General features: G+C 60.8%; 23 protein-coding genes. 15 read left to right on the top strand and 8 right to left on the bottom strand.

Translation table 11 applies throughout. From position 1 onward, the window contains the following. Positions 1-686: 686 nt before the first annotated feature. The 5 genes from DWA01_RS20765 (at position 687) to DWA01_RS20745 (ending at position 6540) form a co-directional block, all read left to right on the top strand. Positions 687-2276 carry an ABC transporter substrate-binding protein gene (locus DWA01_RS20765; RefSeq protein ID WP_114287709.1) on the top strand — a complete coding sequence of 530 codons (1590 nt, stop codon included), beginning with the start codon at positions 687-689 and terminating at the stop codon, positions 2274-2276. Positions 2277-2564: 288 nt separating this feature from the next. After that, on the top strand, positions 2565-3572 hold the full coding sequence (locus DWA01_RS20760) for an ABC transporter permease subunit (protein WP_114287708.1): 1008 nt from the start codon (positions 2565-2567) through the stop codon (positions 3570-3572). A gap of 5 nt (positions 3573-3577) precedes the next feature. After that, complete coding sequence (locus DWA01_RS20755) at positions 3578-4492, top strand: ABC transporter permease subunit (protein ID WP_114287707.1); 915 nt, start codon at positions 3578-3580, stop codon at positions 4490-4492. Between the two features lie 3 nt (positions 4493-4495). Beyond that, positions 4496-5482 carry an ABC transporter ATP-binding protein gene (locus tag DWA01_RS20750; RefSeq protein ID WP_114287706.1) on the top strand — a complete coding sequence of 329 codons (987 nt, stop codon included), beginning with the start codon at positions 4496-4498 and terminating at the stop codon, positions 5480-5482. 23 nt (positions 5483-5505) lie between these two features. After that, positions 5506-6540: an ABC transporter ATP-binding protein gene (locus DWA01_RS20745; protein ID WP_114287725.1), complete on the top strand. Its 1035-nt coding sequence runs from the start codon at positions 5506-5508 to the stop codon at positions 6538-6540. 26 nt (positions 6541-6566) lie between these two features. On the opposite strand, the gene DWA01_RS20740 is transcribed toward DWA01_RS20745, so the two are convergent. The 4 genes from DWA01_RS20740 to rocF all read right to left on the bottom strand — a co-directional run bounded on the left by DWA01_RS20740 (position 6567) and on the right by rocF (position 11521). Next, a complete protein-coding gene (locus DWA01_RS20740) occupies positions 6567-7373 on the bottom strand; it encodes a carbohydrate ABC transporter permease (RefSeq protein ID WP_160116088.1) in 807 nt (268 codons plus the stop codon). Positions 7374-7452: 79 nt separating this feature from the next. Next, entirely contained in the window at positions 7453-8952 is a 1500-nt protein-coding gene (locus tag DWA01_RS20735; RefSeq protein ID WP_114287704.1) for an NAD-dependent succinate-semialdehyde dehydrogenase, read from the bottom strand. Positions 8953-9418: 466 nt separating this feature from the next. Next, positions 9419-10468: an ornithine cyclodeaminase gene (locus DWA01_RS20730; protein ID WP_114287703.1), complete on the bottom strand. Its 1050-nt coding sequence runs from the start codon at positions 10466-10468 to the stop codon at positions 9419-9421. A gap of 126 nt (positions 10469-10594) precedes the next feature. Next, positions 10595-11521 carry an arginase gene (gene rocF / locus DWA01_RS20725; protein ID WP_114287702.1) on the bottom strand — a complete coding sequence of 309 codons (927 nt, stop codon included), beginning with the start codon at positions 11519-11521 and terminating at the stop codon, positions 10595-10597. Between the two features lie 129 nt (positions 11522-11650). Here rocF and DWA01_RS20720 point away from each other — a divergent pair, with 129 nt between their 5' ends. The 5 genes from DWA01_RS20720 (at position 11651) to DWA01_RS20700 (ending at position 16811) form a co-directional block, all read left to right on the top strand. Next, positions 11651-12073 (top strand): Lrp/AsnC family transcriptional regulator, encoded by a 423-nt coding sequence (locus DWA01_RS20720; RefSeq protein WP_200832633.1) that lies wholly within the window; start codon positions 11651-11653, stop codon positions 12071-12073. A gap of 72 nt (positions 12074-12145) precedes the next feature. Further along, a complete protein-coding gene (locus DWA01_RS20715; RefSeq protein WP_114287701.1) occupies positions 12146-13231 on the top strand; it encodes a glycosyltransferase family 4 protein in 1086 nt (361 codons plus the stop codon). After that, the gene (locus tag DWA01_RS20710; protein ID WP_336470021.1) at positions 13228-13947 is read left to right on the top strand and encodes a glycosyltransferase family 29 protein; all 720 of its coding nucleotides are present in this window, start codon (positions 13228-13230) and stop codon (positions 13945-13947) included. Before DWA01_RS20715 ends, DWA01_RS20710 begins: the two co-directional genes overlap by 4 nt. Positions 13948-14036: 89 nt before the next feature. Continuing rightward, positions 14037-15059 carry an aspartate-semialdehyde dehydrogenase gene (locus tag DWA01_RS20705; RefSeq protein WP_114287700.1) on the top strand — a complete coding sequence of 341 codons (1023 nt, stop codon included), beginning with the start codon at positions 14037-14039 and terminating at the stop codon, positions 15057-15059. Positions 15060-15188: 129 nt separating this feature from the next. Next, positions 15189-16811 (top strand): DUF4139 domain-containing protein, encoded by a 1623-nt coding sequence (locus DWA01_RS20700; protein WP_114287699.1) that lies wholly within the window; start codon positions 15189-15191, stop codon positions 16809-16811. A 476-nt stretch (positions 16812-17287) separates the two neighbouring features. Here the strand turns inward: DWA01_RS20700 and DWA01_RS20695 are convergent, their stop codons facing one another. Then, a complete protein-coding gene (locus DWA01_RS20695; protein WP_114287722.1) occupies positions 17288-17938 on the bottom strand; it encodes a carbonic anhydrase in 651 nt (216 codons plus the stop codon). 225 nt (positions 17939-18163) lie between these two features. On the opposite strand from DWA01_RS20695, the gene DWA01_RS20690 reads away from it, so the two are divergent. The 3 genes from DWA01_RS20690 (at position 18164) to DWA01_RS20680 (ending at position 20733) form a co-directional block, all read left to right on the top strand. Next, a complete protein-coding gene (locus tag DWA01_RS20690; RefSeq protein ID WP_235008638.1) occupies positions 18164-18472 on the top strand; it encodes a hypothetical protein in 309 nt (102 codons plus the stop codon). Between the two features lie 66 nt (positions 18473-18538). After that, positions 18539-19924, top strand: a complete 1386-nt coding sequence (locus DWA01_RS20685; protein ID WP_114287697.1) for a leucyl aminopeptidase family protein — start codon at positions 18539-18541, stop codon at positions 19922-19924. A gap of 2 nt (positions 19925-19926) precedes the next feature. Continuing rightward, the gene (locus tag DWA01_RS20680) at positions 19927-20733 is read left to right on the top strand and encodes a C40 family peptidase (RefSeq protein WP_114287696.1); all 807 of its coding nucleotides are present in this window, start codon (positions 19927-19929) and stop codon (positions 20731-20733) included. Between the two features lie 92 nt (positions 20734-20825). On the opposite strand, the gene DWA01_RS20675 is transcribed toward DWA01_RS20680, so the two are convergent. Then, positions 20826-21185, bottom strand: coding sequence for a DUF2794 domain-containing protein (locus DWA01_RS20675; protein ID WP_114287695.1), 360 nt, complete (start codon positions 21183-21185; stop codon positions 20826-20828). 246 nt (positions 21186-21431) lie between these two features. Continuing rightward, positions 21432-21701, bottom strand: coding sequence for an I78 family peptidase inhibitor (locus tag DWA01_RS20670; protein ID WP_160116087.1), 270 nt, complete (start codon positions 21699-21701; stop codon positions 21432-21434). 70 nt (positions 21702-21771) lie between these two features. On the opposite strand from DWA01_RS20670, the gene DWA01_RS20665 reads away from it, so the two are divergent. Continuing rightward, a complete protein-coding gene (locus tag DWA01_RS20665; protein WP_114287693.1) occupies positions 21772-22884 on the top strand; it encodes an S-(hydroxymethyl)glutathione dehydrogenase/class III alcohol dehydrogenase in 1113 nt (370 codons plus the stop codon). Positions 22885-23066: 182 nt separating this feature from the next. Here the strand turns inward: DWA01_RS20665 and DWA01_RS20660 are convergent, their stop codons facing one another. Continuing rightward, entirely contained in the window at positions 23067-23693 is a 627-nt protein-coding gene (locus tag DWA01_RS20660; protein WP_114287692.1) for a TetR/AcrR family transcriptional regulator, read from the bottom strand. A gap of 182 nt (positions 23694-23875) precedes the next feature. Between DWA01_RS20660 and mbfA the strand changes: the two genes are divergently transcribed. Further along, positions 23876-24856, top strand: a complete 981-nt coding sequence (mbfA, locus tag DWA01_RS20655) for an iron exporter MbfA (protein WP_114287691.1) — start codon at positions 23876-23878, stop codon at positions 24854-24856. The last annotated feature ends 379 nt before the right edge of the window (positions 24857-25235 follow it).

Below are 25235 nucleotides of genomic sequence, written 5' to 3'. Positions count from 1 at the left end.
GGGATGAAAAATCGGGCGTGAAAAAGGCGGCCATAAAAAACGGCAGCGCCCGACGCAGCTTTCGGCGCCAGCCGCGGGCCAGCCCTCCGCCGCCGGCCGGTGCGGCGCTGATAATCATCCGGCCCGATCACGGCGGTGGGGATGCCGGTGCGGGGCCGCAGAGTGAGCTGACTTGCCGCGAAAGGCGCAACAGTGTCGCGTATCGGCGGGCGTCACATCTGCCACCGGCGGAGTATTTTTTTCTCTTATTCTGCGAAGCGGGCTGCAAATGCGGCGTCACATTCAGGTGCCCGAACGACAGACAGGTCTGCAGAGCACGGGGTGTCTTCGCATGCTCAGGTTGCAACCTGCCTGATGCGGTCCGGGCCGGTCCTGATGCTGATTTGCGTCGCCGCCGCCCCTGAAGCCCTGATTTTGGTTGCAATTTCTGCAGCGATTACACCCTGCGCGGTGCTGAAACGCCTTACTGTACGGGCGCATCATGGCCTGACCGTGCGTCAGGTGGTTTTTTTTTGACGCTGATCTTGTCTGAAAGCTTCTCCCCTGCCAGGCTCCCCCATGAGTTTGCGGCACTGAACCTGCCGTCTGGCTCCTGTGGCGGTTCTAATAAAGGGCGGAAAAAATAACAAAAAAGACCGTTTAGTGAAACAGGCTGGTTTAAGTCTGACAGAAGAGGAATTTGTTAAATGAAAAAGATAATACAACGCGTGGCGGTGACGGCTGTTGCGGCACTGGTGGGGACTTCCGTTTCGGCGGCGACCCTCGTCTACTGTTCCGAAGGATCGCCCGAAGGGTTTGACCCGGCGCTCTACACTTCCGGAACGACTTTCGATGCGTCTGCGAAAAACGTCTACAACCGTCTGGTTGAGTTCGAGCGCGGCGGCACCAACATCGTTCCCGCCCTGGCCGAAAGCTGGGACGTCTCTGACGATGGTAAGGTTTTTACCTTTACTCTGCGCAAAGGTGTGAAATTCCAGACCACGGATTATTTCACTCCAACGCGTGATTTTAACGCCGATGACGTGATTTTTTCTTTCATGCGTCAGATGGATGATTCAAACCCCTATTTCAATGTGTCCGGCGGCACCTGGGAATATTTCAACGGCATGGGTATGCCAGACCTGCTTGAGTCGATCGAAAAGGTCGATGACTATACGGTTCGCATGACGCTGACCGCGCCGGAAGCGCCGATGATTGCCAATCTGGGCATGGATTTTGCGTCCATTATGTCCAAGGAATACGCCGATGCGATGATGGCGGCCGGTACGCCGGAAATGCTCAATCAGATGCCCATCGCCACCGGCCCGTTTGAGTTTGTCGCCTATCAGAAAGACGCGGTGATCCGTTATCGCGCCCATGAGGAATATTGGCAGGGCAAAGCTGCGATCGACAATCTGGTGTTTGCGATTACACCCGATGCCTCGGTGCGATATCAGAAACTGGTGGCGGGTGAATGCCAGATCATGCCTTATCCGAACCCGGCTGAGCTGGACATTATCCGCGCCAACGATGACATCAATCTGATGTCCTCTGAGGGTCTGAACGTGGGTTATCTGGCCTATAACACCCAGGTCGCACCGTTTGACAATCCCAAGGTGCGTAAAGCGCTGAACCAGGCGATCAACAAACAGGCGATCATTGACGTGGTGTTCCAGGGCGCTGGCAAAATTGCCAAAAACCCGATCCCGCCGACCATCTGGTCTTACAATGAAGCCACCATGGACGACATGTATGATCCGGCTGCTTCCAAAGCTGCGCTTGCAGCCGAAGGGGTCACCGATCTGAAGATGGAAATCTGGGCGATGCCAGTACAGCGCCCCTATAACCCTAATGCGCGCCGCATGGCCGAATTGCTGCAGGAAGACATGGCCAAGGTCGGTGTAGAGGTTGAAATCGTGTCTTACGAGTGGGGCGAATACCTGGCCCGCTCAAAAGAGATCGACCGTGCTGGTGCCGTTTTGCTGGGCTGGACCGGGGACAATGGCGATCCCGACAACTTCCTCGCAGTGCTTCTGGGCTGTGACGGGGTTGGCGGTTCCAACCGGGCGCAGTGGTGCTATCAGCCGTTTGAAGACCTGATCCAGGCTGCGAAAGTGACCTCGGATGCGGCGGAGCGTACTGCGATCTATGAGCAGGCGCAGACCGTGTTCAAAGACCAGGCACCCTGGGCCACCATCGCCCACTCGGTGGTGTTTGAGCCTGTGCGCAAAGAAGTGTCCGACTACCGGATCGATCCGTTTGGCGGCCATATCTTCTACGGTGTGAGCGTCAACTAACGTTGCACTGTCACGCAGGGCCGGGTTTTCCCGGCCCTGTTGAGTCTGACCAGGTGGCTGGCCCCGCATCCAGAGCTTGCGGCCAGAGATCCTGGCCAGAGACCCTGGCCAGAGGGCTGGGCTCACTGCCGCAGAGATCGCAGCCAGCGCCTGTGCTACACTGTACGATCAGAGATTTCGCCAGGCCAATGCGGCCGGACACCGGGAGAACTGGCACTGTCAGACCCGGGGTGCGGCACAGCACATCTTTAATTCCGGGCTCCGGCCCCCACTGAATCGGCTCGTAAAATGCTTTTATTTCTGCTCAGGCGTCTGTCGACCTTCCTGCCCACCTTTCTGGGCGTGACGGTTGTTTCTTTTGCGTTCGTCCGCCTGTTGCCGGGCGATCCGATTCTTCTGCTGGCGGGGGAACGCGGTGTGTCCCCCGAGCGTTATGCACAGCTGCTGGCGAAATTCGGCTTTGATCAGCCGCTGTGGAGGCAATATATCGAATACCTCGGCGGCGTGCTGTCCGGCGATTTTGGCGTATCTTTTTCCACCAAACGTCCGGTACTGGATGAATTTTTCACCCTGTTCCCGGCGACACTTGAACTGTCCATCACCGCTATGATTCTGGCGGTGGCGCTGGGCATTCCGGCCGGGGTGATTGCGGCGGTGAACCGCGGTAAGCTTTTTGATCAGGCGCTGATGACCACGGCGCTGATCGGCTATTCGATGCCGATCTTCTGGTGGGCGCTGTTGCTGATCATCACCTTCTCTTCCGGGCTGGGCTGGACGCCGGTGTCTGGCCGGATCTCTCTGATGTTCTTCTTTGACGATGTCACCGGATTTATGCTGATCGACAGCCTGCTCTCCGGGCAAAAAGGCGCCTTTGCCTCTGCCGTCAGCCACCTGATCCTGCCAACCATCGTGCTGGCGACGATCCCGCTGGCGGTGATTGCGCGCCAGACCCGCTCCGCCATGCTGGAAGTGCTGGGCGAAGACTATGTGCGCACCGCGCGGGCCAAAGGCCTGTCCCCGGCGCGCGTCAACGGCATCCATGCGCTGCGCAATGCGATGATCCCGGTGATCACGGTGATAGGCCTCTCAGTGGGCACGCTGCTGGCCGGCGCCATCCTGACCGAAACCATTTTCAGCTGGCCGGGCATCGGCAAATGGATGGTCGACTCGATCTTCCGCCGCGACTACCAGGCGGTGCAGGGCGGGCTGATGCTGATTGCCGCGATCGTGATGATCGTGAACCTGATCGTTGATCTGCTTTACGGCTTTATCAACCCCAAAATCCGTAAAGGCTGAGTGTGATGACCGACAATAATACCGACGCTGACACCACCCTGGCCACCCCCATCGCCCCCCCCGGTCCGCTGCGTGAATTCTGGAGTTATTTTTCCGAGAACCGCGGCGCCGTTGCCGGGTTTTATGTGTTCCTGCTGTTCCTGTTTATCGCCATTTTCGCGCCGCTGCTGGCGCCGCATTCCCCCTCTGAGCAGTTCCGCGACTTTCTGTTGCAGCCGCCGGTCTGGGAAGAGGGTGGCAGCTGGGCCTTCCCGCTGGGCACCGACCCGCTGGGCCGGGATATGGTCTCGCGCCTGCTGCATGGCGCCCGTTATTCGTTCTTTATCGGGGTTGTCGTGGTGTCGTTGGCGACGTTTTTCGGCGTTGGCATCGGTGTGATCGCCGGTTTTTCGCCGCGCTGGATCGATACGCTGATCATGCGGTTGATGGATATCGTGCTGTCCTTTCCTTCGCTGTTGCTGGCGCTGGTGCTGGTGGCGATCCTGGGCCCGTCGCTGATCAATGCGATGATCGCGATCTCGGTGGTGCTGCAGCCGCATTTTGTGCGCCTGACCCGCGCCGCGGTGATGACGGAACGCACCAAAGACTATGTCACCGCCGCCCAGGTTGCGGGCGCCTCCACCGCGCGGGTGATGTTCAAAACTGTGCTGCCCAATTGCCTCGGGCCGATCATCGTGCAGGCGGCGCTGAGCTTTTCCACTGCGGTGCTGGACGCCGCCGCGCTGGGCTTTTTGGGCATGGGCGCGCAGCCACCAACCCCGGAATGGGGAACAATGCTGGCTGAATCGCGTGAATTTATCCTGCGCGCCTGGTGGGTGGTGACGCTGCCCGGTCTCTGCATCCTGATCACGGTGCTGGCGATCAACCTGATGGGCGACGGTCTGCGTGACGCGCTTGATCCGAAACTAAAGCGGAGCTGAGCCATGTCCCTGTTAGAAATCCGCAACCTCACTGTCGAATTCCGCACCGCCTCCGGCTTGTTCCGGGCGGTGGATTCAGTCGATGTCACTGTCGAGAATGGCGACCTGCTGGCCATTGTAGGCGAATCCGGCTCCGGCAAATCGGTGTCGATGCTGGCGGTGATGGGGCTGTTGCCCTGGACCGCCAATATCACCGCTGACAAGATGGAGTTTGACGGCCACGACCTGCGCAGCCTGAGCGCCAAAGCCCGCCGGCAGATCGTTGGTAAAGACATCTCGATGATCTTTCAGGAACCGATGTCCTCGCTGAACCCCTGTTTCAACGTTGGGTATCAGATCAAAGAAACCCTGCGTATCCACATGGGCATGGGGCGGCGCGAACGCCACACCCGCGCAGTGGAACTGATGACCCAGGTCGGCATTCCCGACCCGGAAAAACGTCTCAGCGCTTTTCCACATCAGATGTCGGGCGGCATGTCACAGCGGGTGATGATTGCGATGGCGCTGGCCTGCAAACCGAAACTTCTGATCGCGGATGAACCGACAACAGCGCTGGATGTGACCATTCAGGCACAGATCCTCGATCTGCTGACCGATTTGCAGGAGACCACCGATATGGCGCTGATCCTGATCACTCATGACATGGGTGTGGTGGCCGAGACCGTCGACCGGGTGATGGTGCAATATGCCGGCCAGCGGGTCGAAGAACAGATGGTGGATAAATTGTTCGCCAACCCGCATCACCCCTATACCACAGCACTTCTGGCAGCACTTCCCGAACGTGCCCAAAGCCGCCATCTGCCCACCATTCCCGGCGTGGTGCCGGGCCAGTTTGACCGACCGCAGGGCTGTCTGTTTTCGCCGCGCTGTCAGTTTGCCGATGCGCGCTGTAAATCCCAACCGCCGGGCCGGGCAGGTCAGGAGCTTGGCTCGGTGCTGTGCCACTATCCGCTGGTGGACGGTGCGCCGCTGAACAAGGAGGCCAGCTGATGAGCCAGGTACTGCAAAATCAGATGGACAAGAGACAGGCGGAGAACAAACAGGTGGCAAAAAAACCGATCCTGATCGCGCGAGATCTGAAACGCCACTATGAGGTCGGCGGTGGCATGTTTTCCAAATCTTCCACGGTGCGGGCGCTGGACGGTGCCAGTTTCACGCTGACGCCGGGGCGCACGCTGGCGGTGGTCGGGGAATCCGGCTGCGGCAAATCCACCCTGGCCCGGGTGGTCACTATGATCGAACAGGCCACCGAAGGCGCGTTGGAAATTGAAGGCGACGCGATCGGCGAAAAGCTCGCACAGGGCAACAAAGAGCTGCGCGCCAAAGTGCAGATCGTCTTCCAGGACCCCTATGGCTCGCTGAACCCGCGTCAGTCGATCGGCAAAACTCTGATGGAGCCGCTGCTGATCAACCGTCCCGATATATCTGCGAAGGAGCGCGAGACACGCGCCCGCGACATGATCGCCATGGTCGGGCTGCGCGAAGAACATTTCGACCGCTATCCGCATATGTTTTCCGGCGGCCAGCGCCAGCGCATCGCGGTGGCGCGTGCCCTGATGCTGGACCCGAAAATCCTCGTTCTGGATGAACCGGTCTCTGCGCTCGACCTGTCGATCCAGAGCCAGATCCTCAACCTGCTGGTGGATCTGCAGGACCGGCTGGACCTGGCCTATCTCTTTATCAGCCACGACCTGTCGGTGGTGCGCCACTTTGCCGATGATGTGATGGTGATGTATCTGGGCAAACCGGTGGAACAAGGCAGTATGGAGACGGTGTTCAGCCAGCCGCGTCACCCCTATACCAAGGCGTTGCTTTCTGCGACGCCGGTGGCCGACCCGACCCGAAAATCAAAACGTATCAAGCTGAGCGGCGAACTGCCATCGCCGATGAACCTGCCACAGGGCTGCGCCTTTAACCCGCGCTGCTGGCGCGCGAGCGAGAAATGCCGCAGCACCCGCCCGGTGCTTACCGGCGCCGGGGACGGCGCGGGCACGGACCTTGGCGATCATCTGGCCGCCTGTTTCCATCCGCTCGAAGACGAGGACTGAGCGGCAGCCCGTCGCACGTCATCTTCTCAATGGGTGACGGCGACGAACTCGCGCACGATAAAACGTTGCAATACAATCACCAGCACCGCCGGTGGCAGCAGTGCGACGATCGCCAGCGCCATGCCGGTGCTGTCGCCGGTGCCGGCGCGCTGAATGCCATGCACCAGCGTGATCATACCCTCAGAACTGGTGGCAATCAGGATCGGCCAGAAATACTGGTTCCAGCCCATGACAAAAAAGATCACAACCAGGGCGGTGATCATCGGCACCGAGATTGGCACCAGAAACTGCCACAGGAACCGCATTGGCCCGACCCCGTCCATCTTGGCCGCTTCGAGCAATTCATCGGGCACGGTGCGGAAATACTGGTGGAACAGCAGCGTGCCATATCCGGTGGCCACCAAAGGCAGCACCACTCCGGCATAGGTGTTGAGCAGGCCCAGTTTCTGGGTCACCAGAAAGGTCGGCAGAAACCGGGTCTCCACCGGGAACCACATGGTCAGCACAATCAGCCCGAACCACAGCGATCCCCAGCGCGGCCGGAAATAGACCAGCCCATAGGCTGCAAGCAGGCTGACCAGGGTTTTCAGCAGGGTAAAACCAAGCGCGATAGCCAGCGTATTGCCCAGCATCGTATAGACATTGGCCAGGCCGGAAAACACTGGTTCACCAGAAAACAACCCGCCATAAACTTCAAAAAACTTGTCCCCCGGAGTGATCTGCAACCCGTCACGGCTGACCCGGCCACCGCCCCAGGTCGAGGACATGAAAATCACCAGCACCGGCAGCGACATGATCAAAGCGCCGGTGATCAGAATGAAATGGTCAAACAACCGCGACAGGCGCCGGGGCAAATTCCCTGGCGCCCGGGCGATGCGCAGCGGCTGTTTCCCTGAGGCGTTTGGAGGGCAATCAGACACCGCCAAGGCAGACGTATTTGATCTCCATATAATCCTCGAGCCCGTATTTGGAGCCTTCACGCCCCAGACCCGATTGTTTGACCCCGCCAAACGGCGCGGTGGCATTGGAAATCAGCCCGGTGTTGACGCCGACGATACCGTATTCCAGCGCTTCCGAGACCCGGAACACCCGCGACATGTCGCGGGTATAGAAATAGGCAGCGAGGCCGAATTCGGTGTCATTGGCGGCTTTGATCACCTCATCCGTGGTGTCGAACTTAAACAGCGGTGCCAATGGGCCGAAGGTTTCTTCGCGCGCCAGCAGCATCTCGCTGGTGACCCCGGTCAGGATGGTGGGCTCAAAGAACAGCTCCCCCGCGTCAGAACGACTACCGCCGGTCAACAGGGTTGCACCTTTTTCCAGCGCGTCTTTGATATGGGCTTCGACTTTGTTCAGCCCGCCGCCGTCAATCATCGGGCCGGTGGTGACACCGTCTTCAAACCCGTCGCCGACTTTCAATGCATCGACCGCCAGTTTCAGCTTGGCGGCAAAAGCATCATAGACCCCGGCCTGGACATAGATCCGGTTGGCGCAGACGCAGGTCTGGCCGTTGTTGCGGTATTTTGAGATCATCGCGCCGGCGACCGCCGCATCAATATCGGCGTCATCAAACACGATAAAGGGGGCGTTGCCGCCCAGCTCAAGCGACAGTTTCATGATCTGATCGGCGCCCTGACGCATCAGGATGCGACCGACCTGGGTCGAGCCGGTGAAAGAGAGTTTGCGCAGCTTGTCGTTGCTGCACATTTCCTGACCAATGCCGGGCCCGTCGGTGCCCAGAATAAGCGGGCACAGCGCGCCGGGAATGCCCGCGCGTTCCAGCAGCACCGTCAGCGCGATCGCTGACAAAGGCGTCTGTTCAGCTGGTTTAGAGACCATGGCACAGCCCGCCGCCAGCGCTGGCGCAATTTTGCGCGCCAGCATTGCCGAGGGGAAATTCCACGGTGTGATGGCGCCGGTCACCCCGATTGGCTGCTTGCTGACCAGCACCCGCTGGTCGCTGGACGGCGCAGGGATGATGTCGCCATAGACCCGGCGGGCCTCTTCCGCGAACCATGCAATATAAGAGGCGCCATAGAGCACTTCGCCGCGGGCTTCTGCCCAGGGTTTGCCCATTTCTGCGGTGATGATGGTGGCCAGATCATCGGCGTTTTCCACCACCAGGTCATTCAACGCGCGCAGCAGATTGGCGCGGTCCGGCGCCGGGCGTGCCGCCCAATCTTTCTGCGCCACATAGGCCGCTTCAATGGCTGCGCGTGTATCGGCCGCGCCCATTTCGGGCAAAGTGGCCAGCAGTTCACCGTTGGACGGGTTGCTGACCTCAAAACTACGCTGATCCGGCGCCAGATCCCGGTTCAGACCCTGGCTGACCCATTCGCCGCCGATATATCCTTCGGCCCGCAGCAGGCTTGCATCTTTCAGCCGCGACAGCATCGCATTGGTAATGGACATGAGGGTATTCCTTCTTCGCAAATTACAGACCACCGCCGGGCGGCGTTTTGAGGCGGAGAGTGGCGTGTCATCCGCCGGAATGCAAATGAAGATCTTTGATGGGTGCCAAAATGTCTGCACGCCACTGGGAAGGTGACGACCAGCAACGGGAGGGCGCGCCGGCCCTGGCGGGCCGGCGCGCAGAAGACGTGGTATTTCGCGGCAGAGTGAGGGGGGATTTGCCTGTTGCTCTACGCCAGAGTGCGCGGCACGTCAGCGTCGGCAAGCCGGTGCTGTGGTTCAAAGCAAGCGCCGCGGGGGTACGGCGCCCGGCCCTGCACAGGCATCGGAATCCGCAATTTCGACGTGCAAGCTGCCGGGGGCTTGCCGCATCCCATGTGAGGTTGCGTCCAGCAACATAAGAACGCGCCGGCCCTGGCGGGCCGGCGCGCAGAAACCGAGCGCTTCCGGTTTCGGGTGCTTTCGCTTATTTCGCCCGGTTCACCATGCCGAACAGATCGCGCGGATCATCGGGATCGGCCAGCATGTCCAGCGGTTCAAAGAAATCGGTGTCTTTGATTTTGGCATGCACATAGAGCAGGGCGCTGAAGTCTTCGATGGCAAAACCAACACTGTCAAACAGGGTGATCTGACGCGGATCGGTACGGCCTTCGGCTTCGCCCCGGATCACCTGCCACAGCTCGGTCACCGGATGATCGTCGGCCAGCGCCTGGATCTCGCCCTCAACCCGCGTCTGGGGCGGGTATTCCACGAAGATGTCAGAGCGGGTCAGGATGTCGCGGTGCAGCTCGGTCTTGCCCGGACAGTCGCCGCCGATGGCGTTGATATGCACGCCGGCCCCAACCATATTGTCGGTCAGCACGGTGGCGTTCTGTTTGTCGGCGGTGCAGGTGGTGATGATTTGTGCGCCTTCGACCACCGCTTCGGCGCTGGAACAGGAGACCACCTTCAGCCCGGTGCCCTGCAGATTTTTTGCCGCTTTGGCGGTGGCTTCGGGATCGATGTCATACAGGCGTACCGTGTCGATACCGACGATTTCCTTAAACGCCAGCGCCTGGAATTCGCACTGGGCGCCATTGCCGATCATCGCCATCACCCGGGCACCTTTGGGGGCAAGGTATTTCGCCATCAGCGCCGAGGTGGCGGCGGTGCGCAGCGCGGTCAGGATGGTCATTTCGGTGAACAGGATGGGATAGCCGTTGGACACCGCCGACAGCACGCCAAAAGCGGTCACGGTCTGAAAACCGCGTTTCATATTGGCGGGATGGCCGTTGACGTATTTGAAACCGTAATTTTCGGCATCCGCGGTGGGCATCAGCTCAATGACACCGTCTTTGGAATGGGACGGCACCCGTGGGGTCTTGTCAAATTCCTGCCAGCGGGAAAAGTCGCTCTCGATATAGTCCGCCAGTTCGCGCAGCACGCATTCAAGCCCGACCGCATGCACCAGGCGCATCATGTTGTCGACAGAAACGAATGGCACCATGGCCAGATCAGAAGGGGTAGGTTTGCTCATAGTGTCCTCATGGTTCGTGTCCCCTGGTGCCGGCGGATCCCGCGTGGTCGCGCGTGTCCCCGGGCAGGGTTTGAATGTTTACGTCCGTGCCCCGGCCAGTGTCGGCCGGGGCACGGGCAGCGCCGGTCAGAAGCTCTTGGTTTTGCGGTCCAGAACCTTGCGGCCGAACAGGCTGGCGGCGAGGTCGGTCAACAACTTGGCGGTGCGGCCGCGCTCGTCCAGAAACGGGTTCAGCTCCACCAGGTCCAGCGAGGTGACGCGCCCGGAATCATGCAGCATTTCCATGATCAGGTGCGCTTCGCGGAACGTCGCGCCACCGGGCACGGTGGTGCCGACAGCGGGTGCGATCGACGGGTCGAGAAAATCTACGTCAAAGCTGACATGCAGCATGCCGTTGGCTTCCACCACCCGATTCAGGAAAGCGCGCAGCGGGTTGATAATCCCGTGCTCATCAATGGCGCGCATATCATGCACGGCGACGCCGATCTCGTTGATGCGTTTGCCCTCGGCCGGATCGACCGAGCGGATGCCCATCATACAGATGTTCTTCGGGTCCACCGCATGGCTCAGGGCCGGGAAATCGTCAAATCCCTGCTGGCCGGTGAAATAGGCCACCGGCGTGCCGTGCAGATGGCCGCTGGTGGTGCTGTCCGGCGTGTGCAGATCGGGATGGGCATCGAGCCAGAGCACAAACAAAGGCCGGTCCTGCTCGGCGGCGTACCGCGCCAGCCCGGCGACAGTGCCGGCGGCCATAGAATGGTCGCCGCCCAGAAACACCGGCAGGTCAGAGTCGCGTGCGGCCTGACAGGCGGCCTCGGTCAGGATCCGGGTCCAGCCCACGGTTTCGGCCAGGTTGTGCACCGCGCCGTTCTGATGGTCTGCGACCGGGTCAGCAATCTGGGCCAGATCGCCCAGATCGGTGACCTGCCAGCCCAGCGAAGCGATCGTGTCGCCCAGCCCGGCTGTGCGCAGCGCTGCCGGCCCCATCAGGCAGCCGGGCTGAGAGGCGCCGGTCTGTACCGGGGCGCCAAGGATATGGCATTGTTTTGTCATCTGATTTTCCTGTGTCACGGTCTTGTCCCAAGGATGACTTGTCGAAATGCAGTGCAAAAGTGAGAAATATGTTCAAATTGCACGCTCAATGGTGCATTTTGGCGGGGTATTCTTGCAGATTGGGCGCGTATGACTGAAATCACCGAAACCGATCACCGGCTGCTGGCGGCGCTGAAGCGCAACGCGCGTGCCTCGGTCACCGAACTGGCCCAGGCCACCGGCGTGGCGCGCGCTACGGTGAAATCGCGGCTCGACCGGCTGGTGGAGAGCGGCACCATCCGTCGTTTTACCATCGAAACCGATCTGGAGGACCGCGAAATGGTGCGCGCGATCACCACCATTGAGCTGCAGGGCTCGATGTCGCGCTCGGTGGTGCGCAGCCTGCGCGCCATCCCCCATGTGCATGCGCTGCATTCTACCAATGGCGCCTGGGATCTGGTCGCCGAGATCCGGGCCAGCGATCTGCGCAGCTTTGACCAGGTGCTGCGTAAAATCCGCGATATCCCGGGTGTGCTGAACTCTGAAACCAGCCTGCTGTTGAATTCGGCCTGAAGCGGGCGTCGATTGCGCTTCCCAGCAGCACGGGCGGCGGGTAGATATCAGGGCGGATACAAGGATCTCACCATGCCAGCCCAGAACCCAGACCGGAAAACAGCAGGCGCACCAGCCCGGATACCCACCGGGTCCATCGAGGTGATCGCCCCCAATCTGAAACGCCGCCTCTCTGGTGTGACTTCGACTATTGTGCGCCTGGTGCCAATCCAGGCCGAACAAATGGGCGTGGTGGCCACCGGGCCTGGGCTGCCGGACTATTTGCCCCATATCGCGCTTTGGAAACTGCCGTTCCTGTCGCGGCGCACCCGCGTCTGGCATGCACGGCGCAATGTGGAAATGCTGCTGGGGCTGGTGCTGAAAAACCTGTTCCGCAGCAAGCTGAAACTCCTGTTCACTTCGGCCTCTCAGCGCCAGCACAGCGGCTATACCAAATGGCTGATCTCCCGGATGGACGCGGTGATCGCCACTTCGCATAAAACGCAATCCTATCTGGAGTGCGACGCCACGGTCAGCCATCACGGTATCAATACCGATGATTTTCAGCCGGCCGGCGACCGGACTGCGCTGCGCCAGAAACTCGGCCTGCCCGATGACGTGCTGATCGGCTGTTATGGCCGGATCCGGCACCAGAAAGGCACCGACGCTTTTGTCGATGCAATGATCCGCATCCTGCCGGACCTGCCTGGCCACACTGCGCTGGTGATGGGGCGGGCGACCGAAAAACACACGGCCTTTCTGGACGGGCTGAAAAAACGCGTGGCGGCAGAAGGCCTGGCAGAGCGCATCCTGTTTCTGCCGGAAGTGCCGGTGCATCAGGTCGCGGCCTGGTATCAGGTGCTTGATCTGTTCGTGGCGCCTCAACGTTGGGAAGGCTTTGGCCTGACACCGCTGGAGGCGATGGCCTGTGGCGTGCCCTGCGTCGCCACCCGGGTCGGCGCCTTTGAAGAACTGCTTGCGGATGGTGCGGTGGGCACGCTGGTGGCGCGTGACGATGTCGCGGCGCTGGCAGAGGCCAGCATGGCCTGGCTTGCGGATCCGGAGCGCATGGTGGCAGGGGCAAGCGCCGCACGGGCGCATGTGCTGGCGCATTTCCGCATTGAAGGCGAAGCCGAACGTCTGATCGCCATCTATCGTGATCTTTTGGAACAGGCATGATGGGCGATGAACAGGACTCCTGGGCTGCAGCCGCTGCCGCATTACGCGCTGGCGACTCGCAGAAAAAGCCAGCGCTGAAACCCGCAGGTCTGCTGACGCGACTGATCTTTGCGCTGCAACGGCGGCGACGCAAACAGGATACTCTGCTGCCATGGTCGGTGTCCGTGGTGGATCTGATGGAGGAGCTGGAAGGCAAATCCGTGGCGCTTGTCGGCAACGCGCGGGCGCTGGCGGAGACGGACCAGGGGGCGGCGATTGACGCTGCGGACATCGTGATCCGCATCAACCGGGCACCGATGCCCTCCGCGCGGTCTCATGGCAGCCGCACCACCTGGCTGGCGCTGGCAACATCGCTGCCGGACGCAAAGCTGGAGCGTATCAGCCCTGCACGCATTCTCTGGATGTCGCCCAAGCGCAAACGGCTGTCCCTGAAGATCGCGCGCCGGGCCGATTTCTATCTCTACCCGCTGACCGCCTTTCGCGCCCTGCAAACGCGGCTGGGCGGGGCGCCGACCACCGGGGCGATGTTGATCGACCTGCTTGCTACCACCGAGTCGGCACAAATCACCCTTTATGGATTCGATTTTTTCGCCAGCCAGTCATTGTCGGGCAGCCGCCGCGCCGACCAGGTGCCGCATGATTTCAGCTCGGAAAGCGCCTTTGTGCAGGATTTGATCGCCCGGGATGACAGATTCCACCTGATTGCGATGCGCTGACCCTTTCCCCTGGCGTCAAATTCCGCTATCAGGCCGCGTCTGCCCCGGCAGACACCCGTCCCATGCTAAACGAGATGAAGGAGAGCCACATGGGCTACAAAGTCGCCGTCGTCGGTGCCACAGGTAATGTGGGCCGCGAAATGCTGAACATTCTCGCTGAACGCGAATTCCCCGTAGATGAGATCGCCGTTCTGGCGTCCCGCAAGTCTCTGGGAACCGAAGTCAGCTTTGGCGACAAGACGATGAAGACACTTGATCTCGACACGTTTGACTTCACCGGTTGGGATATCGCGTTGTTTGCGATCGGCTCTGACGCCACCAAAAAATACGCGCCCAGAGCGGCCGCCACTGGCTGTGTTGTCATCGATAACAGCTCGCTGTACCGCTATGACCCCCAGGTGCCGCTGATCGTGCCGGAAGTGAACCCGGACGCGATCGTAGGCTATGCGCAGAAAAACATTATCGCCAACCCCAACTGCTCGACCGCGCAGATGGTTGTGGCGCTGAAACCGCTGCATGACCGTGCCACAATCAAACGCGTGGTGGTCTCGACCTACCAGTCGGTGTCCGGCGCGGGCACATCCGGTATCGACGAGCTGTGGGATCAAACCAAGTCGATCTACAACCCGACTGATAACAAACCGCCAAAGACCTTTACCAAGCAGATCGCTTTCAACGTGATTCCCCATATCGACGTGTTCCTCGATGATGGCTCCACCAAAGAAGAGTGGAAGATGGTCGCCGAGACCAAGAAGATCATCGACAAGAGCATCAAAGTCACCGCCACCTGTGTGCGCGTGCCGGTGTTTGTCGGCCATTCGGAAGCGATCAATATCGAGACCGAAGACTTTCTGGACGAAGATGAAGCCCGCGACATCCTGCGCGAAGCACCCGGCATCCTGGTGATCGACAAACGCGAAGACGGTGGTTACGCCACGCCGGTCGAATGTGTCGGTGATTTCGCCACGTTTGTATCGCGCATCCGTCAGGACAGCACCATCGACAACGGTCTGAACTTCTGGTGTGTCTCCGACAACCTGCGCAAAGGCGCGGCGCTGAACGCGGTTCAGATCGCCGAACTGCTGGGCCGCCGGATCCTGAAAAAAGGCTGAATCCCGCCGGGTTACATGCCGCAGCTCTGCAATGAGTTGCTGATATTGAGGGCGCCTCCGGGCGCCCTCTTGCGTTTTACCGGTGCCTGCGCAACGCTCCCTTAAACTTGTTTGAGTGGAGTCATTTTGATGCGTTATTCTTTTCCCCTTCTCACCGTGATGCTGGCAATCGCCGGTACAGCCCAGGCCGATGAAATCCTCGTCGCGCCGGAAATCCAGTTGGCGACGGTCTACCCGGGCGGCGCCTGGGTGTCGCGCAGCGCTGAAGTTTCGATCCCCGCCGGCACCCATCAGCTGATCCTGACCGGCCTGCCCAGAGATGCTTATTTTGAAGGGCTGCGCATTGATATCGACGGTGTCCGGACCGGTGCAGTCACCACACGCAATGATTTTGTGCCCCCCCAGGACCCGGCGAAATCGCAGGCCGTCACCGCTGCCGAGGCCGAAATTGAACGCATCAAAGACTTGATCCGCAAACAGGAACGTGATCAGCAGGCAATCCTGCTGGAAGTTGCCGCCGCAGAGGCCCGCAAGAGTTTCGTGGCCCAGCTGGGGCGCTCTGAAGGCATGGCAGTGCTGCCGCTGGACACCCTGCGCGATCTCGCCGGGCTTGTCAGTAGTGAAACGCTGGCCGCAGACCAGGCTGCTCAGGCGGCAGAAATCCGCGCTGAAGGGCTGGACCCGGCGCTGGAGGATCTCTCAGAGGAGCTGAAACGTGCCGAGGCAGCGCTTGCCGCTCTGCGCCCCGGTTCGCGCGCCCGTTCTTATGTCGCGGTTCAGGTCACTGCCGACGCTGACACCGACGCTGTGCTCCGCATGAAAACCCCGGTTGAATGGGCCGGCTGGGAGCCGGTCTATGATATCGAACTGGATCCGGTCACTGGTGCTGTCAGTGTTGAGCGCGGCGTGAAGGTCTTCCAGAACAGTGGTGAAAACTGGCAGGACATCAAAGTGACGCTGTCCACCGCCCAACTGAGCGGGCGCAGCGCGCCGGGATTTTTGCCAAAGCAACTCTACCAGATCTTTGATGAGCCGGAATTCAAGCCGCTGTCGCGGATCGCGCAGGCTCCGGTGATGGAAGAAATGGCGATGGATGCCGCCAGGGGCGCCGCACCGCCGCCACGCCAGGTGGCCGGTGGGCTGGTGGTGGAATATGCGCTGGAGGGGCGTTATTCGATTGCCGACCAGGCAGACGCGCTGCGCCTGTCTCTGGGCCAGCTGTCGTTTGACGGCAAAGTCACCGCCCAGGCCGTTCCGCGCAAAGATCAGACTGCCTTTATCGTCGCGGAATTCACCAACAGCAGCGCTGAGCCAATTCTGCCCGGCACCGCCTTTCTCTATGTCGATGGCACGATGACGGGGTCGCAACAGCTTGACCTGCTGGTGGCGGGCGACAGCACGGAACTGGGGTTCGGGCCGATAAACGGCATCCGACTGGAGCGCCGTGTGCTGGACCGCAATACCGGCGACGCGGGCTTTATCAGCCGCAGCAATGAACGCGTGGAAGAGGCAGAAATTACCGTCAGCAACCTGACCGGGCGGGCCTGGGATCTGCGGCTGATCGATCGTGTGCCCTATTCGGAACAGGAGGATCTCGAGATCACCTATCAGGCCGACCCGGCTGCCGATGTGCAGGATCTGGACGGGCGCAAGGGCATTCTGGCCTGGGATTTCACCCTGCAGGCAGGCGGCAAACGCAAAGTTCAGCTGCGCCATACCATCACCTGGCCGCTGGATAAATTACTGCGCTGAACCTGACCGGTGCAGCGCCGGGTGATTCGTCTCCCGGCGCGCGCTGCGCTCTCTGCCGCCCGTCAGTTCACAACTTCCCATCATTGCGTGCAGTTTTATCCATATACACACGCGGTGGTTGTAAAGTGTAGCGGACTGTTAACGCTGATTTTTGCTGACCCGTGGCGTGAGGCGATGGTTTTCCGTGGCATTTTAGCGATATTCGCGGGTGCCGGACCGGCAATCTGTGTTCCAGTCATATCAGCAGGGGCCGGTACAGAAGGCCAGTCACCGGTTTCCAATCGCCCGTGATTGCCCCGGCTGCACCGGTCAAACCAGCCAGCTTATGCTGCGCCGGGGCGAATCTCCGGCGGGCATATGGTGCCAGGCATATGCCCAGGTCACGCGCGGCACGATCTGCAGCGCGTCCTGCCGGTCCCTGCCTGTCTGATCCGGGCCAGCGGCTTGTCCACACTGGCCCGGATCACCACAGCGCTCTAAATCACCACAAAGCTGTCGCTCACGGGGTCGTATTGTTCCAGCCCGCCTTCGCCGATATCGGTCCACAAACCATGCAGCGTCATCTGCTCGGCCTCCAGCGCTTCGCGGACAAACGGAAAGCTCAGCAGGTTCTCCAGTGACACCATAACCGACTGTTTTTCCAGCGCACGGGTGCGGGTCTCCGGATCCTCAATATCTTTGATTATCTCATATTTTGGCCGTAAAATGTCCATCCAGCGGCCAACAAAAGAGCTTTGATCTTCCAGTTCAGGCGCGTCGCCGCTGCACATGTCATGGCAGCCCTGAACCCCGCCGCAATTGGAATGGCCCAGTACCACGATATGGGCGACCTTCAGATAGCGCACTGCATATTCCACTGCCGCCGACGTGCCATGCACATCCCCGTCCGGATTAAAGGGCGGTACCAGGTTGGCAATGTTGCGGTGAATGAAAAATTCGCCCTGGTCGGCGCCAAATATTTGCGTCACGTGCACCCGGCTGTCACAGCAGCTGATCAGCATCGCACGCGGGCGCTGGCCCTCGCTCGCGAGCCGGCGGTACCAGGCTTTGTTCTCGCTGTACATGGTGGCGCGCCAGCCGTGATAGCGCTGTACCAGATAGCTCGGCAGGGGTTTGGCCAGTGTCAGGTCGCTCATGGTCCGTCCTCGTTCAAATCTTAGATGAATTTAGTGAAGGTTTTCAGGAATTTCGAGAGATATTTCAGTTGGGCCTCAACCTTTTGTTTTTTCAGTGCCGTCACAGTGGAGCGGTCCGTGAGGGGCAGTGAGTAATTGGGGTGAATTAAGATGGTAACACATCTGAGATTTGATGAACCAGTACGGTTAGACCGTGAAAAGCTGGAGCACTTGTACGTGCAATTAGGGTCGCGCGGCGCGGAAGATGTAATCTCGCGTGCGATGGAGGAACTTGCGGTGCGTCTGGCCAAGGTGGGCAAGGCGTGGAAACGCAGTGACATGGAAGAGGTGCGGCGGGTGTCGCGCTCAATGGTGGCCATTTCCGAGCAGATCGGCATGGTCGCATTTGCCCGCGTGGCAGGGCAGGTCAGCGCCCTGGCGGTCACCGATAAAGGCACTGCGCTGGCGGCGACGGTGACGCGGCTGACCCGGATCGGGGAAGGATCGCTGATTGCAGTGTGGGATTTACAGGACCTTTCGGTCTGATGCCTCTTGCAGGTGCGCGGCAGCCGGCTAATCTGAGGTCTGTATTGACATGCCAAGGAACCGCCGATGCCCCTGCAATTCGCGCCCGCCTCTGACGACGCTTTACCACTTTATGCGCTGAGCAAAGAAACGCTGGCAGACTGGCGCGCCGGGCAAACGCCCCAGGCGCGCCACTGGCTTGATATGCTGGAGTTTTCTGCAGGCATCGGCGAAGTTGCCCTGGTGCCGGACAAGGACGGCGCAGCTGCTTTTGCTGTGGCCGGTCTTGGCGATGCCCGCGCCCGCGCCCGCGGACGTTTTGCGCTGGCGGCGGCGCGGACCAAATTACCCGCCGGAACCTATGTGCTGCACGCAGAGCTTGAAGGCGACGATCTGAACGAGGCGGCGCTGGGCTGGTTGCTGGCAGGCTATCGCTATGACCGGTATGCACATGCACCCCGGCCCGGGGCCCGTCTGGTGGCGCCAACAGGCGTGGACGCAGCGGCGCTGGAGATCATCGCGGCGGGCGAAGCTCTGACCCGGGACCTGATCAATACGCCATCTTCCGATATGGGACCTTCTGAGCTGGAGACGGCGGCGCGCCAACTGGCCGCGGATCATGGTGCCAAAGTCTCTGTCACCGTGGGCGAAGCTTTGCTGTCCCAGGGGTTTCCGATGATCCACGCGGTGGGGCGCGCTTCGCCACGGGCGCCGCGGCTGATCGATATGCGCTGGGGCGATACCGGCCCGACGCTGACCCTGGTGGGCAAGGGGGTTTGTTTTGACACTGGCGGTCTGAACCTGAAACCCGGCGCCTCGATGGGGCTGATGAAAAAGGACATGGGCGGCGCCGCAGCAGTGCTGGGACTGGCGCATATGATCATGTCGCTGGGGCTGAAGCTTCAGTTGCGGGTGCTGATTCCCGCGGTGGAAAACGCTGTGTCAGGCGCTGCGTTCCGTCCCCAGGACATTCTCACGTCACGCAAAGGCCTGACGGTTGAAATCAACAACACCGATGCCGAAGGCCGGCTGGTGCTGGCCGATGCGCTGGCGCTGGCGGATGAAGACTGCCCGGATCTGATCATCTCCATGGCGACACTGACCGGGGCTGCGCGTGTTGCGGTCGGCCCTGACCTGGCGCCGTTTTTCGCCGGCGATGAAGCCGACGCGCTGGCGGTGCAATCCGCCGCGCATCAGGTGGCGGACCCGGTCTGGCGGCTGCCGTTCCATGAACCCTATGAGAAGATGATCGAACCCGGCGTCGCGGATCTGGACAATGCGCCCAAAGGCGGTTTCGCCGGCACCATCACCGCCGCGCTGTTCCTGCGCCGCTTCGTGACTGAGTCTGAGCGCTATATGCATTTTGACATCTATGGCTGGCAGCCTGCCGCCTTGCCCGCCCGCCCCAAAGGCGGCATGGGGCAGGGCACCCGCGCCCTGCTGGCGGCGCTGCCCGCCCTGCTGGAGCTGTAATCATGGAAGACCATCAGCCGCCCGACAACAGTCTTGAGACGCAGAAACCGGTGCCAGGGTTCACCGGCGGCAGCTGGTGGCGCATTCGCACGCCGCTGGCGGATCTGCGCGACGCGCCTTCCGGCCGGCGGCAACGCCAGCTGTTGCTGGGTGCGCGGGTGCGGCTCACCGGCGATGTGCAGGACGGGTATGGTCCGCTCAGCGCTGAGCATGACGGCTACACGGGCTATGTGGCGCTGGACTGTCTTGGCGCCGACAGTGAGGTCAGTCATCAGGTCGCCAGCCGTGCCACCCATCTATATCCCGAAGCGGATTTCAAAGCGGAAGAGCTTGCCGCGCTGAGTTTCGGGGCGCAGCTGCTGGTGCTGGATGAGCGGCCAAAGTTTTACGAAACCAGTGCCGGGTTTGTGCCCAAAAAACATCTGCGGCCGCTGGATCGCCCATTTACGGACCCGGTGACCCTGGCACAGATGTTTTTTGGCACGCCTTATCTCTGGGGCGGCAATTCTTCTGCCGGCATTGACTGTTCCGGGCTGATCCAGGCGGCGCTGCGTGGCTGTGGTATTGCTTGCCCCGGCGACAGCGGCGCGCAACAAGCGGCGCTGGGCACAGACCTTGCCCCAGGCACGCCCTGGCAGCGGGGCGATCTGCTGTTCTGGCGCGGCCACGTGGCGCTGGTGGTGGATGCCGATACGCTGATCCACGCCAATGCCCATCATATGGCCGTCGCTTACGAGCCAATCGCGCGCGCCATCGCCCGGATTGAGGCGCAGGGCGAAGGGCCGGTGACAGCGCATAAACGTCTCTGAACAGGTCGGACTGGCAAGCAAGTCAGCCCGGCGGGAAAACCAGTGCTCCGCGTAAACCCATGCAGCAGGCAGATCAGACCACCAGGCGGATGTCAGTTCACCGACCGGATCAGTTTGCGCTCCAGCACCCGCAGCACCTGTGGCAGGTCATGGCCGCGTTTCAGAATATGCCCGTCCATCGCAATCACCGCGTAAAGCCCCTGCTTAAGGCGCAGGGCCGGGCGTTTCTCGATGCGGTAAAGCGGATGTTCCGCCGCGCGCCGGAAGACGGAGAACACCGCCACTTCGCGCAGGAAAGACATGCCATAATCGCGCCATTCCCCGGCGGCGACCATGCGGCCATAGAGCCCCATCAGGGAACCGATTTCGAGCCGGTTAAAAACCACCTGGTCGCGGGGCACCGCGTGGGCCGGAGCCTGCGGCGGAAACTGAGCGGGCGGAATGCTTTTCATACCCTATAGGGTGCGTCTCTGCCCCCGCAAAATCAAGTCCCGCCCTCAATTTGCCGCAAAAAAGCGCAGATTTGGCCGCGATACATCCCTGGTGGCGCCCTGTTTATGAACGATAAAGAAACTGTAGCGACAAATTTTCCCGGGGGCGCGGTTTTACAGCCCCCACCCAGTTCGCGGCCCCGGGAGGTTGCGCTTCAAATGACAAAAGCCCTGTCCTTGCGGACGGGGCTTTCTTTGTTCGTGCGATCAGCCGCAGGAAATCCGGCGGATATTTCCGGCCTCATCCATTTCAAAATTGATCCGGTCCGGGCGGAAATCCTGCGTCACCATAGTGCCGGGATCAATCAGGCGCAGCGGCCCCGGCAGGCCCAGAAGCGCCACCTGGCTGCCGGGCTCACCCAGCAGATATTGCACCTTGTCGGCACCGCAGATGCGGCTCGCCGCGTGGGGGTCAGCAGCGGTGGCGCAGGCGCCAGGAATGGCAAGGGTCGCGAGCGTAAAAATAATGCGGAACATCTGGACTTCCTTCCTGATTGCGGGACATGGTGCCCGGCAGAACACCATATGATTTACGGGAGGATCCCAAATGCGAACCAAAGCCGCCGTCGCCGTTCAGGCAGGTAAGCCGCTTGAAATTATGGACGTCAACCTTGAGGGCCCCCGTGCCGGCGAAGTTCTGGTGGAAATGAAAGCCACCGGCATTTGTCATACGGATCAGTTTACCCTGTCGGGCGACGATCCCGAAGGCTTGTTTCCAGCCATTCTCGGCCATGAGGGCGCCGGGGTGGTGCTGGAAGTCGGTGCCGGGGTGACCTCGCTGAAGCCGGGCGATCACGTGATCCCGCTGTACACGCCGGAATGTCGCGAGTGCGACTATTGTCTGAACCCGAAAACCAACCTGTGCCAGTCGATCCGCAGCACTCAGGGCGCCGGGCTGATGCCCGATGGCAGCTCGCGTTTTACCACACTGGATGGCGACCCGATCCTGCATTACATGGGCTGTTCGACCTTCTCCAACCACACGGTTGTGCCCGAGATCGCGCTGGCGAAGGTGCGCGAAGACGCGCCGTTTGACAAAATCTGTTATATCGGCTGCGGTGTCACCACTGGTATTGGTGCGGTGATCAACACCGCCAAGGTCGAGATCGGCAGCACTGCCATCGTCTTTGGCCTCGGTGGAATTGGTCTCAATGTGATCCAGGGGCTGCGTCTCGCCGGTGCAGATCAGATCGTCGGTGTGGATCTGAATCCGGCAAAAATTGAAATGGCGACCCGGTTTGGTATGACCGATTTTGTCAATCCGAATGAGGTGGACGGTGATCTGGTGGCCTATCTGGTGGCACTGACCAAAGGCGGGGCGGATTATACGTTTGACGCCACCGGCAATACCAATGTGATGCGTACCGCGCTTGAATCCGCCCACAAAGGCTGGGGCGAAAGCATCATCATCGGCGTGGCGGGAGCCGGAGCAGAGATTTCCACCCGTCCGTTCCAGTTGGTGACCGGACGGTCCTGGCGCGGCACCGCTTTTGGCGGCGCGCGCGGACGGACCGATGTGCCCAAAATCGTTGACTGGTACATGGAAGGCAAGATCGAGATCGATCCGATGATCACCCACACTATGGGGCTTGCTGACATCAACAAAGGGTTTGATCTGATGCATTCCGGTGAATCAATCCGCTCGGTGGTGATTTACTAAACCATCAAAGACAAAGCTGTCCCGGCGCCATCTTGCCGGGGCAGCAACGCCGGCGCAGGGTGAGAGCAGACAGAAACGCGGCGCCAGATTTGGCGGAACGGTTCTTGCTCAGACGCGCTGCGGGCCGCAGACCCATCAGCTCTGTCTTCAGGCTTGGCAGGTCCAGGCCCTCCGGCCGGATATCAGCGGGTTCCGGTGCCGTGACGCGCCAGGAACATCGCCACCGCCGCAGCAATCACATCCTTACGTTCTTTGTCACTGAACTCGGTCTGCACCCCAAACAGGTAACGGCTGAACAAGCGCGCTTTGCACAGCTCAACAAACTGCTCTGAGGCAAGCGCAATATCATCAATCTGCAAGTGGCCCAGAGACACTGCCCGGGCAAGATAGCGGGTGAGTTTTAAGCGCAGATTGCGCGGGCCGCATTCATAAAATTCGGCGGCAAACTCCGGAAAACGCTCACTTTCGGCCAGGCCGATGCGGAAAAACTGTTTGCCGGAGACCGACAGAAAAACGTCTAGAATGCTCTGCCCCACCTGGTACAGCACCACATCGGGCGGCTGGTTCTGGTCGATGTCGCTCAGATCGGCAACGGTCTGGTGCTGACACTGGTAAAGCAGGGCTTCCATGAACAGGGCACGTTTGTCCGGGAAATAGCTGTAGAGCGTAGCTTTGGAGACCGCCGCCTCGCGGGCGATGTCATCAACACTGGCGCCCTCAAACCCGTCGCGCAGGAATACAATGCGCGCGCCCGAGACCACCTGGTCGAACTTGCGACCGCGTTTAACAAGATCGGCTGGCGCTGACATATTCCTGTCCCCTTTCCCTAATCTAAGCGGATCTGAACTGATCAGTCTACTTGGCCAAAAGGCCAGGGTACCAGCCCATTTTCTGTGCGGGCAGATTTCGCCATCCATTGCGACAACTCTCCTCTTGTGCCGCCGGGTGGAATAAGTACTTTAGAACCATTCTAAACTGACAGGAGCCAGACATGATCCCAGGGTTCAGCACCGGCCGCCGCCGCTTTGACGATCTCAGCGAACAGGACATCCTGGCGCTGGCGATTTCCTCAGAAGAAGACGACGCGCGCATTTACCGCCATTTTGCCCATCAACTGCGCGCGGATTTTCCCGCTTCGGCCAAAGTGTTTGAAGGTATGGCCGAAGAGGAAGACACCCACCGCAATCAGCTGATCGCGCTGCACAAAAATCGGTTTGGGCAGATGATTCCGCTGATCCGGCGGGAACATGTGGCAGGGTTTTATGCACGACAGCCGGTGTGGCTGACGGAAAATCTGGGGCTGGACCGGATCCGTTCTGAAGCCCAGCATATGGAACGCAGCGCCGAAAAATTTTACCGCAAGGCGGCTGCGCGCAGCCAGGACGCCGACACCCGGGCCCTGCTGGGCGATCTGGCCGCCGCCGAGGCCGCCCACAGCGACCGCGCCATTGATCTGGAACAGGAGCACCTGGAAGGTGGGGCGCGCGACAGCGAGGATGACACCGCGAAACGCCAGTTTTTGCTGACCTGGGTTCAGCCGGGGCTGGCCGGGCTGATGGACGGGTCAGTGTCGACCCTGGCGCCGATCTTTGCCATCGCCTTTGCCACCCAGAACACCGAAACCACCTTTCTGGTCGGTCTGGCCGCCTCGGTCGGGGCGGGGATTTCGATGGGCTTTACCGAAGCGGCTTCGGATGATGGCGAACTGTCCGGACGCGGCTCGCCGCTGAAACGCGGCGTTGCGGCAGGGGTGATGACCACGATTGGCGGTCTGGGCCATGCGCTGCCCTATCTGATCCCCTCGTTCTGGACCGCGACCATTCTGGCGATGGTGGTGGTGTTTGTTGAACTCTGGGCCATCGTCTGGATCCAGAACCGGTTTATGAACACGCCGTTTTTGCGCGCCACCTTCCAGGTGGTGCTTGGCGGCGCGCTGGTCTTTGCCGCCGGCGCGCTGATCGGCGGCGGCTGAGCGTTTTTAAATGAGCGCCAGCCCGGCGCCGGTGCCTTGCGCGGGGGGCAGAGCGGAGCAGGATCAGGCCCGTCCCGCCCGATTGCGCAGGGGCGTGGCTGGCGGCTTTGGCGCAGGGCGCGCGGCGCAGCCAGGCCGGAAAAGACTGCGCCCAGCGTGTAAATTCAGCGCCTGGCAGCGAGCGGCCACTCCCGTCCCCGTGCGCCACATCAAAGATGTGTTCCCCGGCGTTGGGCCGCGCAGCTTCGCTGCAGTGGCGCTTGCCGGAAACGGGCGGACCAGGCCGGTTGAGCCCAATCTGCCTGCGACTGCTGCAATAGCCTGTTTGCGCATACCCTGGTGAGGGGGCTCACCAGGGTATGCGCCCGCCGCGCGTCAG

Origin of the sequence: Candidatus Halocynthiibacter alkanivorans (assembly GCF_003333265.1) — a bacterium.
GTDB lineage: Bacteria > Pseudomonadota > Alphaproteobacteria > Rhodobacterales > Rhodobacteraceae > Halocyntiibacter_A > Halocyntiibacter_A alkanivorans.
Note: the sequence above shows the minus strand (reverse complement) of the source record. Positions and strands in the feature narration are given on the sequence as shown.